Genomic DNA, 13,046 nt, shown 5'->3' on the forward strand with positions numbered 1-13,046 from the left:
AATTATGGCTATCACCACTCCATCACTTAAAGCATAACTATACATAACTATAATTTACCTTAAATTTACCTAGGCAATGTTTAAAAAAATGTTTAAAGCGATGTTTAAATTTCTTTTCATTATAAGCATGTTATCACCGGCTGTTTCAGCGAATGAAATAGACTTAACCGCTTTAGGTGATTTAAGTTTTACAAAATCGAATATTGCTGAAATTGAACAAGTTGACAATCTAGATTTTGATGACCCTTCATTGTTATACCCATCCATTGTTCAGCTTCAAAATTGTAACTATATTAATTTAAGTGATTTAAGTCCCTTCATTCTGCAGTATTATTTTCATAATTTTCACTCTAGAGCTCCCCCAGCTTTTATTTTTCACTATACGTTTATCGCATAATATTAAGGTTTTATCTTATTGATGAGTCGTGCTCTAGCTCCTGTAAGTTAAGCACGGCAATATCTTGCTAAGACCAAAAACTGACTTTGAGATAAATGAAATGCCTCAAAATCTTATTTTTATAGCTGTGTATTTTTCTTGCATTGTGTCTGCCGTGTTTTTTCATGCAAAATTTAAAACAGTGAATTTTGGCTCAGCAGTCTATATTTAATCAAACGAGTTCGTTTCGATAAGCACCAAGTTATTAACGTTGAGAAATAAAAAGTATTCAATAACGCCCCATAACAGCAAGTTATTGATCATTAATTTAATATTTATATTGCCGGCCATTATTCTAATGTGAGGTTAAATAAATAGTTAAAAGCATTTGTTTAGATATCAATCGACCCGTCGATATTATTGGCAACAAATGCAGCAAACATTCAGAGGTAAATATGAAAAAATTACATTTAGTTAACTTAGAAGATACCGATAATATTGTCTCACCAGAGCAGTTTGAAGAAATTAACTTACAATCACCTGCGGTAAAAATATTTACTGATTTTAAAGTTCATAAAGCTATCATGATCGACGGCGATACTATGGCCGTTACCGCATTAGAATTAATGTTAAAAACCCACGTTAGAATGAACATTGTGGTCTCAGAAGAAAATAACTTTATTGGCCTGATCAGCACCAATGAATTGTCAGAGCAACATATTGTGGCAAAGCTATCTAAAGGGGTTTGTCGAGAAGATGTGTTAGTGAAAGATTTAATGATTCCAAAGTCGGATTTTCACGCTTTTGATTATCGTGAATTATTAGATGCATCGGTGAGTGATGTAGTGTCAACGTTAGAAAATTATCAACTTCGTCACTGCCTAGTGCTAGATAGAAAAAGTCATCATATACGAGGGGTTATATCATCTAGTGATATAGCAAGAAAACTCCATATAAATATGGACCTGAATGTAAAACAATCATTTGGCTCTATCTATGATGTTGTGCATCAAAAAGCACGTTCAATGTAAACAAGTTAAGCTATTGGCTTACAGGGATTTAAGCCAATAGAACAGTGCTAGAAGCCTATTGTCGGGCAAGGCACGCTATTAGACTGACAACTGGGTTGAGATTAAAAAAGCTAAGTACTCATGCTTTAGGTGCTCCATCTCTAATAGCAATTTGATTCATTAAGTGTTCCACTTTTTCATCAAAAAAAATGGATAAATACCAGGCATAAAAGATGGTGACTTTAAGTATGATCGAGCCACTAGATACTCTAAAAGTTACCAACAATGTTTTAGCAATGGCATTTAGCTTGTTTGGTATATTAGATCCATAAGGTTTTATTATGCTCACCCTAAATAAAGCTAATAAAGCTATTATTCATTGCACCCTAAAAATAAAAAGCTCATCGTCTTAGCAAAACTTAAAACCCTAGAACAAAATTTATTGAAGAGTTTTAAGTTTAAACAATGATATTTTTATTTATGCCATAACTGGCACATTAATACTGAGCTTTCACGCAACAGCTCAGTATTTTTTAGGTACTTTTATTGAACATCCGCTTTAGTTAATTTTTTTAACAATTTTTCTAGCGATGGTTCTAACGGTGCTTCAATTTTTATACGTTCATTACTTAATGGGTGAATGAATTCGATACTCGCCGCATGGAGAAATAAGCGTTTCAAACCTAAGTTTTTCATTTCGTGATCGAAATCTTCATGGCCGTATTTTGCATCGTAAGCAATCGAGTGGCCTTTGGTTTGACAATGCACACGAATTTGATGAGTTCGCCCTGTGACTGGAAAGGCTCTAACAAGCGTGGCATTTTTATAATGTTGGATTACTTTAAAACGGGTTTCTGACTCTTTACCATTAATATTATCTACCACCACCACACGTTCACCAGACTTTAAGTCATTTTTCTTTAACCCTTCCGCAACACGGGTTAATTTACTCGACCAACGGCCTTTAACCAAAGCGTGATAATACTTTTGTACGGTTTTATTTCTAAGTTGTTCATGCAAGTGTCGTAGTGCTGAACGTTTTTTTGCGACAACTAAACAACCGGAAGTATCTCGGTCAAGTCGATGCACTAGTTCTAACATTCGCGCATCTGGTCGCAAAGCTCGAAGTGCTTCAATTAAACCAAAACTTAATCCACTACCACCATGTACTGCCATACCAGAAGGTTTATTGATAACAATTAAACGCTCGTCTTCAAAGAGTATTTGTTTCTCTAAGTTAGCAACAACATTTAATTGTGTAGACACTGTATTAGTATTTTCCGACACACGAATAGGAGCAACGCGAATAATGTCTTCATCAACTAACTTGTACTCAGGCTTGGTACGCTTTTTATTAACACGTATTTCGCCTTTTCGTAACAGGCGATAAAACATACTTTTTGGCACACCTTTTAATGTTTTCATTAAAAAGTTGTCGATACGCTGACCCGCATCTTCACTGTCTACAGTGAAAAATCTAACTTGAGGTTTTGGGGTATCTGTTATATCTATTTTGCTAGGCGCTTTTGGGCTATCAGTCATATCTGTTTTACTAGGAACCATAATTGTTCGCAGTTTAACATATTTTTTTCTAAGTACAGGCAATTAAAACGAGGATTTAATTGCCTTATCCATAAATAAAGTGTGATAATAAGATGGTTATTGCTACATATTAGCAGTAACAAGTAAAAAGGATGCTTTAAGCGAGACGTAAGAGGCAAGTATGCGGCCACGTTAGTATGAAACAATTTTATCAAACATCATTGTTGAGATATTAAAAGTAAGGCCTATTGCGAATTTGACGCGTGTAACTTGTCAAAAATAACGCATAAACATATTGTCCAGCGCAATTAAAGCAATTATGTAATTAAACAGAAAAAATAAGTCACATTTTCAACCGTTAAATTATTAGAAAACACGATAATAATATCGAACTAAAATTAACGAAGCACTTAATTTTCTGTTGCGCACAGCACACAGGCTGAGCACATAAAGAATCAATTTTATTGCGGTGTCAAACACCTCAGTTATATTAGACAATCAGAATTTTTAACAGCTTGCTACGTAATATGGCGTAGTAAGATTGACACCCGTGAGGCTGACAAGTTGCTGTTACCATAGCGATAGGTTACTTTGTGTTCTAAGCAATGGTGTGTTGTGACTAAAATGAGTCACACAAACTATGAAACGTATGTTAATTAATGCTACACAATCAGAAGAATTGCGTGTAGCGCTTGTCGATGGTCAACAACTTTATGATTTAGATATCGAAAGTCCTGGTCACGAACAAAAAAAATCAAATATCTATAAAGCCAAAATCACCCGTATTGAACCGTCATTAGAAGCGGCGTTTGTCGACTACGGCGCTGATCGTCACGGTTTCTTACCTATGAAAGAAATCGCGCGTGAATACTTCCCTAAAGGTTACAGCTTTCAAGGCCGTCCTAATATCAAAGAAGTATTGCGTGAAGGCCAAGAAGTTATCGTGCAAATTGATAAAGAAGAACGTGGCCAAAAAGGCGCTGCGTTAACTACTTTTATTAGTCTTGCCGGTAGTTATTTAGTACTGATGCCAAACAACCCTCGCGCTGGCGGTATTTCACGTCGCATTGAAGGTGATGAGCGCACAGACTTAAAAACCTCATTAAGTAAGCTTACTCTACCTAAGGGCATGGGCTTAATTGTTCGTACCGCAGGTGTTGGTAAAGAATATGATGAACTTGAATGGGATTTAAACGTTCTATTACACCATTGGAATGCTATTTCAGAAGCCGGCGCAAGCCGTCCTGCACCGTTTTTAATCCATCAAGAAACTAACGTTATTTTACGTGCTATTCGCGATTATTTACGTCGTGATATTGGCGAAGTATTGATTGATCGCCCTAAAATATTTGAAAGTGTTAAAAAACACATTGAAGTTGTGCGTCCAGACTTCTTGAGTAAAGTTAAGCTTTACAGCAATGACGTACCTTTATTTACCCATTATCAAATTGAAACGCAAATAGAAACAGCTTTTCAACGCGAAGTGCGTTTGCCTTCTGGTGGTTCAATCGTTATTGACCCAACAGAAGCAATGACCTCAATTGATATTAACTCTGCCCGAGCAACTAAAGGCAGTGATATCGAAGAAACAGCATTCAATACTAACTTAGAAGCCGCTGAAGAAATTGCTCGCCAATTACGCTTACGTGACTTAGGTGGTTTAGTGGTTATCGATTTTATCGATATGACCCCAGTTCGTCATCAACGTGAAGTTGAAAATAGAATGCGCGATGCTGTGAAACAAGACAGAGCTCGCATTCAGTTAGGTCGCATATCTCGCTTTGGCTTGCTTGAAATGTCACGTCAGCGTTTACGTCCTTCTATTGGTGAAATTAGCCAAAGTGTATGTCCTCGTTGTAGTGGTACTGGTCATGTTCGTGGCGTTGAGTCATTGGCATTATCAATATTACGTTTAATGGAAGAAGAAGCCATTAAAGACAACACACAACAAGTGCAAGCACAAGTTCCTGTACCTGTTGCAACCTATTTATTAAATGAAAAACGCCGCTCAGTATTTCATATTGAAAAACAACACAGCGTCAATATTCTTATTATCCCAAATCCGAATATGGTCACGCCACAATATGAAGTTATTCGCGTAAGAAATGACGAAGGTATCGAAGAAGCCAGCTACGATGTAATGATTAGACAAGCAGCATCTGAAGAAGCTGTGATGCCTAAATTTGATAAAGAAGTCAACAAACGTGATGAACCGCTACTTCAAGGTATGTCTTCACCTAAACAAGCCCCAAAAAAGCAAGAGCCTGCAGAGCCTGTTGTAGTAAAACAAGCTGAAACAAAAAGCTTACTTGCTGGTATTGTGTCTTGGGCTAAGTCTCTTTTTGCCGCAGAAGAAAAAGAAGAAATTAAACCTGAACCGAAAAAACCTCAAGAGAGCAATACTAAAAGTAGTGAACGTCGCCCTCAAAGAGCTCGTCAAGGTCAGCGCCGCAATAATCGTAACGATTCTCGCAACGAAAGCCGTAATGAAGGACGTAACGAAAACCGTAACGAAAGCCATAATGACTCTCGTAATGAAGGTCGCAACGATTCTCGCAATGACAAACGTAAATCTCAAGAGGCCAATGACAATAGTGCAAATAGCCAAAGCAATGTAACACCTACATCGCCTGTGGCACCTGCAACAACAGCTAAGCCTCAAAAAGAACGCGTACAAAAACCTAAAGAAGACAAACTAACTGAGCGTCGTCAACGTCGTAATATTCGCCAAAAAGTGCGGGTTAATAGTGATGTTAAAAACAATACGCATGTTGAGAATATTGCAGCTGATGTTAGCCTAGTTCAAGACACGACACCTAAACACAATACTGTTGAAACTAGTAAAGTTGAGACTAGTAAAGTTGAGACTAATAAAGTTGAGACTAGTAAAGTTGATAACTCAACAGTAGCAGATGCGACTGATAATGTTGATAACGCCACTGTCGAACAAGCAACTAACAATGTAAAAGAAGAACAACGCCCAAGAAGCCGACGTTCTCCTCGCCATATGCGTGCCCACGGCCAACGTCGTAGACAAAATGCAGAGGCAAGCGATGTTAAGAGTGAAATTACTGAAGATCCAGTAACGGCTCGTTATCCAGAACAAAACTCAGTTGAATCTAGTAGTAATGTTAATGACGCTAATGCTACGGCTGAAGTATCTGAGACAGCACCTAGTGTTGAGCAAGTTCAAAAGGTACAAGCAGACGCATTAACACAAGTGATTAATGACACAGAAAATGAAGTTCAGCAAAACTTACCTTTTGATGAGCCTGAAACAGTCGTTATTAAAGCTGATGTAACTGTTAATACGCAAACAGCAAACGTAGCGGACGAAGCAGCAACATCAACCGTTAATGAAGTAGCGTCAACAGCTGAAGTACAAGTAGAAAATACTGACACTACTGAAGAAGTTAACAGCCAAAAAGCTGAGGCACCTGTAGTAGAGGCTAAGATAGAAGAACAAGTTTCTATCGAACAACCTGCAACAATAGCACCAGAGCCTTTAGTAGCAAAAACTGAAGTAGAAACGCCAGCAATTGTAAATGCGGTTGCAGCAACTGTTGAAGATAGCGTTGCAGCCTCTACTGAAGATAAGCCAGTAACCCTTGATGAAAAACCTAAGAAAGTACGTGCTAAAGTAAAAAACATTAAACGTAAAGTTAAAGCGGCAGCAAGTAAAACATCAGGTAAAGCATCGGCGCCAATGACTAAGCCAGAAACTGTTGTTAGTGATGGCACTATTCCTCGTGACTTTGTAGCGAATGAACAGAGAACAGTGCATATTAAGTCAGGAAAATCTTCACTTTTTTCTAATGTTACTAGCCGAAATTCAGCGGGTCCAACTAAACCAACACTTAGTTAAGTTACCCACTAATCTTCAGGATAAATATCTGAAGGACTAAAAAAAAAGCCAATTGCATTACGCAATTGGCTTTTTAATTTCTGTATTTTGGTATTTTGGTTTTCTATTTTAGCTAGTTATCTCTAGTTATCTGTCTGCAAATTACTTAATGCCAATGTCATTAAGTTTGTGATCTTGTTGTACGAAGTGAAAATAAATCAAGGCAAAAGAAATAACTGGCTATTGTGATTGAGAGCAGCGCTGCCGTGGTGTAGCTTATAACCAGCACAAGTGGGCAATATTTTATAACATAGGCATAAACAGCTATTAGTACTTAAAGGTTATTTAAGCTCAGCTTAAAAGGCTCTTATGCACTTATCAGGCGTTTAATTAGCCCGTCACTGGCATCTTCTACTAAATCTAAAACAAACTGGAAGCCTTTAGCACCACCGTAGTAAGGATCTGGTACCTCTTGATCCTCAACATTTTCCGCATAATCTAAAAATAACTGTACTTTATACTGAAGACCTTCAGGCGCGACTTTCATTAAATCTTGAACGTTTTTTTTATCCATCGCTAATATCAAGTCAAAATTTTCAAAATCTTGTTCAGTAACTTTACGCGCCTTAATTTTATCAAAGGAATATCCTCGTGCAATACCCGCTTTTTGTGCTCGGTGATCAGGTTTTTCACGGGCATGTGAACCAAGGATCCCAGCTGAATCTATGATTAATGAGAGCGCTTGTGATTTCTGACGAAAAACCGCTTCTGCACTTGGCGAACGACAAATATTGCCCATACAGACAAAGAGGATAGACTTTATTTCCTTTAAATTCAACACATTATAAGTCATTATATTTTCCATTACCTATTCATTCTTGAGTATTTACACCCTAATAAAATCAACAACTTGTAGTTTTTTTTGGGGAATATATAAAGGGGTATTTACCCTATATTTCAAACGCTATGTTGAAATAATAACCCAATTAAGAAAATAAAAACATAGTTTAATATAGCAATGTAAAGTCAACAAAACTGAACTTAAACTAACCATTGATTCGATGCGTACCCAACTATATTTTTTTAAATAAATCGCTGTAAAGAAAAAGAATACTAGCTCTATTCCAATTCAGCTGGCTAAATATAAATAGAGTTAGCCACACATTTCTTACCTCGATTGAATCACTTTATTTAAATACACTTTTTTACATAGCCTCATTATATGAGAAGGCTAATATAGTCATATCTTTCATTTATTATGATTGTTCTTATATTCCATAATTTTTACTCTCGTTGTTGGTTTAGAAGTTCATTAAGGACACTAAGTCTAAAAACTGATTTTTCGCTAGTGTCTGTGGTCCAATATTTCATACTAACAGTACTTTTGAAAAAGTAAATGTCAGTACATTTTTGCTTGTCTATAGTAGTTGCTAGTTTATATTTGTCATTTGACCCGTATTTATTGCGGATACTAATATCTTCCACCAAAAGTGACTGCTCACCTAATTCTAGTTTTCTCTGATAGCATCTGATTCTAATTTAATTTTGTGATTATTAATTTCAGCCACAAAATACTTTCTATTTTTTTTGGTTATATGTATTCCTACAGTTTTGTAATTCATAATCATCACTTTATTTATTTAAGTTGATTCATAGGATACTAACCATAAAAATAACAGCCAATACAGGTTTAGTTTAAATATATGATATTGTTATTATTTAAAAGTAAACAACAATCAAATGAGACTAATTATCAACTGTCACCGACCCTTTTATTCTTTTAAAGCCAAGGCGCTCTAGATCTAAGTTATCGACAAATACGTCTATTACTCTGACCGGGGTTTCTTTAGAAAAAAAGTTATCAAGTATTTCAGAAGAAATATTACTTGGGAGCGAGATAAACCTTTAATATGACCTAACATAAATCTACTATAGAATCAATTAACTTACTGAATATTAGACTAAATATATAGTGGGTTATTGAATTGTATTGAGATTAATCATAAGTATTCTGTGCTTATTCGAAAAAGTGATCAAAACGTTTTTACACCGTCTGAGTTATGGTTTATTACAATTTGCATGGTCGATGTAAATATTCAAGTTAATCTTCTTTTACACATTCATCACCTGATTTAACACACAAATACTTGAGTAAATTTTCTCATCTCAGCATTGATACTATAATGTATCTGAACATTCAACTTTAGGAATTATAATGAAACGAATTTTTCTCTTTTTACTTACGAACATTGCTATTATGTTGGTATTAAGTGTCACATTAAGACTGCTAGGTGTTGATAGTATATTGGCAGAAAATGGCTCCGATTTAAATATCCAATCCTTAGTGATACTTTCAGGTGTTATTGGTTTTGGTGGTTCGTTTATCTCATTATTCATTTCTAAATGGATGGCGAAGCGAATGACGGGTGCAGTTGTTATTACAGCACCTACAACCAACATTAATAAATGGTTAATACAAACGGTAGAAAAGCAAGCCAATATTGTTGGTATAAAAATGCCTGAAGTCGCTATTTTTCCTTCAAATGAAATGAATGCTTTTGCTACAGGAGCAACTAAAAACAATGCATTAGTCGCTGTATCTCAAGGACTCCTTGATAATATGGCCCAGGGTGAAATTGAAGCAGTACTTGGTCATGAAATGAGCCATATTGCGAATGGTGACATGGTAACGTTAACGTTAATTCAAGGGGTGGTGAATACCTTTGTTGTGTTTTTGTCTCGCCTTGTTGGCCATGTAGTTGACAGAGTTATCTTAAAAAATGATCGCGGACATGGTATTGGTTACTTTGTTACGGTTCTTATCTCGCAAGTTCTATTATCGATACTCGCCAGCGTTATTGTGATGTATTTCTCTAGAAAACGTGAATTTGTAGCAGATACAGGTGGTGCTGATTTAGCGGGTCATCAAAATATGATCAGTGCTTTAAAGCGTTTAGCTCGAAAAGAACCTGAAGCACTACCTGAGCAATTGGCCGCTTTTGGTATCGGTGAAAAAAAAAAGCAAGGCTTTACCCATTTATGGACTTCTCACCCACCAATAAAAGATAGAATTGATGCGTTAGAAAAAAGAGCGCTGACTGGTGTAAAACCGTAATGTTTTGTTAATGACAGTAGCCATGTAAAGACACTTTATCTGCAAATCATAATAATGTGATGCACTGTTAATATATTGGTGAAACTAAGATGATATTAAGGGATAACAGCTAACAGGAACAGAGCCTTTTATTTATTGCAAAACTATTAAGTATACAAAAGCAGTCTGATGTAAATCATCTGGACTGCAAACAAATGAAACAGCTAAATAATTTACATTAATCTCTGCTGTTAATTTTTAATTTTTATCACTGACCTTAGCTTACTGAAACAGCCAAGGTCAGTGATATCGTTTTAGATAGGAGGTAAAATAGCTATACTTTTTCTGATAGGGAATTTTGCTTTGACGAGACTTTCAAGCTGTCAGTAGAAGCTACAAGAAAGCTTGCTAATGTATCTTTTTCTACTTGGGTTAAGTGCAAACCTAATTTGCTGCGTCGCCAGATAATATCTTCAAGGTCAACGGCCCACTCTTGTGCTATTAAATACTCCACCTCACGTTGATAAAGGCCAGCACCAAAGTTTTGGCCCATTTCATCCATTGAGCTAATACCAGCACAAATTTCATGACTCAAGGTGCCATATGAGCGAACATAACGATTAATTATTTTTCGCGGCAGCCAATTATATTGACGTTTAAGGCTAGTTTGTAGGTTGTGTTGAGTGTCAAAATTACCCCCTGGAAGTGCAGCATCGGCTGTCCAACTTTTACCCGCTTTAGGAAAATGACTAATAATGCCATCAACTGCCGCTTCAGATAATTTACGATAGGTTGTGATCTTGCCACCAAATACTGACAATAATGGTGCTTTACCGTCAGGAGCATCTACTTCAAAAGTATAATCACGTGTTACCTCGGCGGCTGAATCTGATTCATCATCAAGTAAAGGCCTTACGCCTGAATAGGTGGCAACAATATCTTCAGTGGTTATTTGATGCTTGAAATGAGCATTAACTATCGACACTAAGTAGTCACTCTCTTCTTTTGAAATACAAGCTGTTGCTGGGTCGCCAATATGCTCTATATCTGTCGTACCGACTAAAGAAAAGTCATCTTCATAAGGAATAACAAAGACGATGCGCTTATCTTCGTTCTGTAAAATATAGGCCTGAGGTTCATTATGAATACGCGGCACAATAATATGGCTACCTTTGATCAAACGAATTTTTTTCGGAGAAGGTGTTTTCAATGCGTCATCAAAAAAGCTAGTCACCCATGGACCTGCCGCATTAACTAAAGCTTTAGCTTTAACAGTTTGCTGTTGCCCCGTTAAATTATCATGAAGGGTTACTTGCCAAATATTATCTACTCGCTTAGCATTAGAGCAACGAGTGCGTGTCATAATATTTGCGCCTTTATCTCTAGCGGCTATCGCGTTAAGCACCACCATACGAGCATCATCAACCCAAGCGTCAGAATATTCAAAGCCTTTAGTTATGCTGTCAATAACTGGGCTGTTTTTGCCAAACTTGATACCATGCGAACCTTTCAAAGTAGCGCGTTTAGCTAAGTTGTCATACATAAACAAACCAATTCTGATCATCCATGAAGGGCGTAAATGACGGCGATGAGGCAAGCGAAAACGTAAAGGCCATATAATATGAGGCGCATTTTTTAATAAGGTTTCACGCTCAGCAAGCGCTTCACGAACTAAGCGGAACTCGTAATGCTCAAGGTAGCGTAAGCCGCCATGAATAAGTTTACTGCTGTTTGATGAGGTTGATGAGGCAAGATCATTCATTTCACAAAGTAAAACATTTAGACCTCTACCACTTGCATCAGCAGCAATGCCTGTTCCATTAATGCCACCACCAATAACGAGTAAGTCATAAATAACACTTTGATCTTTCATATTGTCCTCTTTAATTGCCGCAAGGAAGAATCTGACGTAGCTTCTAACTTTCTTATTGCTAAATCCACTGATAATACAATGTTGTTTTGTCGACAATACCTTTAAAAAGAAACAATATCAACACAAAGCGAACATTTACGAACATTTATTGTTGCTTATATTAATAACTACTTGATAATTATTAATATAAGTTGGGTAAAAAAAGTGAAGCTAATGTAGGTCATCTGTTTGTTCGATAGGCTTTATAAAACAAGAGATTAATAATAGAGACAGGCTGTTATCTAGATAGTGGTTTATTTAATGAAGTTTTTCTTGTTCGCCTTAATATATTTCACCACTATCTGTCTATCAAATTATGCTCATTAAAGACTAATGCTACGTTGAACAATATAAATGTGAGAGGAAAAATATCAGTTAAGTAGCGGTTATTGAATTTGGAAAAGTTTATACCATAATTAATAATCTCAGGTAGCATAAATTAAATGCAAAACTATACTAAGTGCAAAGTGACTTGATGGTCGACAAGAATTTGTGTTATTTCATCCGGTGGTGTCGCATCAGTAAAAAAATGATCTACTTGGCTAATGTTACCTAAGCGTACCATAGCGTTGCGACCAAATTTTGATTGATCAGCCGCTAACAGTACTTGACGTGAATTCTCGATAATGGCTTGAGCTACCCTGACTTCTCTATAATCAAAATCTAATAATGAACCATCTAAATCGATACCACTAATACCAATAATACCAAAATCCATCCGGAATTTTTTAATGAAGTCTTCTGTGGCCTCCCCCATAACACCACCATCTCTGTGTCTAACTTCGCCACCGGCAATAACTACTGTAAAGTCTTCTTTAGCGCCAAGTATTGAGGCAACATTTAAATTATTGGTTACAACCTGCAAACCTTTATGGTTTAGTAACGCTCGGGCAATGGTTTCGATTGTGGTACCAATATTAATAAAAAGTGATGCGCCATTAGGAATCATTTGCACCAACTCAGCAGCAATTTTTTCTTTTGAGTGAAGATCGGTAATTTTTCGTGTTTGATAATCAGTGTTCACTGTACTCGATTCAGTACCCGCACCACCATGATGACGTGAAATTTTCTGTGCTTTAGCAAGTTGATTAAGATCACGGCGCACTGTTTGAGGTGTTACTTTAAAATGTTCAACCAGCTCGTCAATGGTTACAAAACCATGCTCTTGAATCTTCTCAATAATTAACGCTTGGCGTTGTTGTTGGTTCATTTAATTTATACTTTTGGATTATTTGATTCGTTTGAATTAAAGCAACTATGTTAATTTT

The 13,046-nt window shown here is 36.4% G+C and carries 7 protein-coding genes; 3 read left to right on the forward strand and 4 right to left on the reverse strand.

The features are described 5' to 3' along the window. Window positions 1–831: 831 nt before the first annotated feature. On the forward strand, window positions 832–1,407 hold the full coding sequence (locus H4J65_RS10150) for a CBS domain-containing protein (RefSeq protein WP_182137776.1): 576 nt from the start codon (window positions 832–834) through the stop codon (window positions 1,405–1,407). A 522-nt stretch (window positions 1,408–1,929) separates the two neighbouring features. Here the strand turns inward: H4J65_RS10150 and rluC are convergent. Next, on the reverse strand, window positions 1,930–2,892 hold the full coding sequence (rluC, locus tag H4J65_RS10155; protein ID WP_404851948.1) for a 23S rRNA pseudouridine(955/2504/2580) synthase RluC: 963 nt from the start codon (window positions 2,890–2,892) through the stop codon (window positions 1,930–1,932). 676 nt (window positions 2,893–3,568) lie between these two features. Here rluC and rne point away from each other — a divergent pair. Continuing rightward, window positions 3,569–6,793, forward strand: a complete 3,225-nt coding sequence (gene rne / locus H4J65_RS10160; RefSeq protein ID WP_182198044.1) for a ribonuclease E — start codon at window positions 3,569–3,571, stop codon at window positions 6,791–6,793. A gap of 346 nt (window positions 6,794–7,139) precedes the next feature. On the opposite strand, the gene H4J65_RS10165 is transcribed toward rne, so the two are convergent. After that, on the reverse strand, window positions 7,140–7,625 hold the full coding sequence (locus H4J65_RS10165; RefSeq protein ID WP_259367580.1) for a low molecular weight protein-tyrosine-phosphatase: 486 nt from the start codon (window positions 7,623–7,625) through the stop codon (window positions 7,140–7,142). A gap of 1,362 nt (window positions 7,626–8,987) precedes the next feature. On the opposite strand from H4J65_RS10165, the gene htpX reads away from it, so the two are divergent. Beyond that, window positions 8,988–9,887: a protease HtpX gene (gene htpX, locus H4J65_RS10170; RefSeq protein ID WP_220465125.1), complete on the forward strand. Its 900-nt coding sequence runs from the start codon at window positions 8,988–8,990 to the stop codon at window positions 9,885–9,887. Window positions 9,888–10,200: 313 nt separating this feature from the next. Here the strand turns inward: htpX and glpD are convergent, their stop codons facing one another. Continuing rightward, a complete protein-coding gene (glpD, locus tag H4J65_RS10175) occupies window positions 10,201–11,739 on the reverse strand; it encodes a glycerol-3-phosphate dehydrogenase (protein WP_182198046.1) in 1,539 nt (512 codons plus the stop codon). Window positions 11,740–12,229: 490 nt separating this feature from the next. After that, window positions 12,230–12,988: a DeoR/GlpR family transcriptional regulator gene (locus H4J65_RS10180; protein WP_182198048.1), complete on the reverse strand. Its 759-nt coding sequence runs from the start codon at window positions 12,986–12,988 to the stop codon at window positions 12,230–12,232. Window positions 12,989–13,046 lie beyond the last annotated feature (58 nt).

It is taken from the genome of Colwellia sp. MB02u-9, from assembly GCF_014077085.1.
GTDB lineage: Bacteria > Pseudomonadota > Gammaproteobacteria > Enterobacterales > Alteromonadaceae > Cognaticolwellia.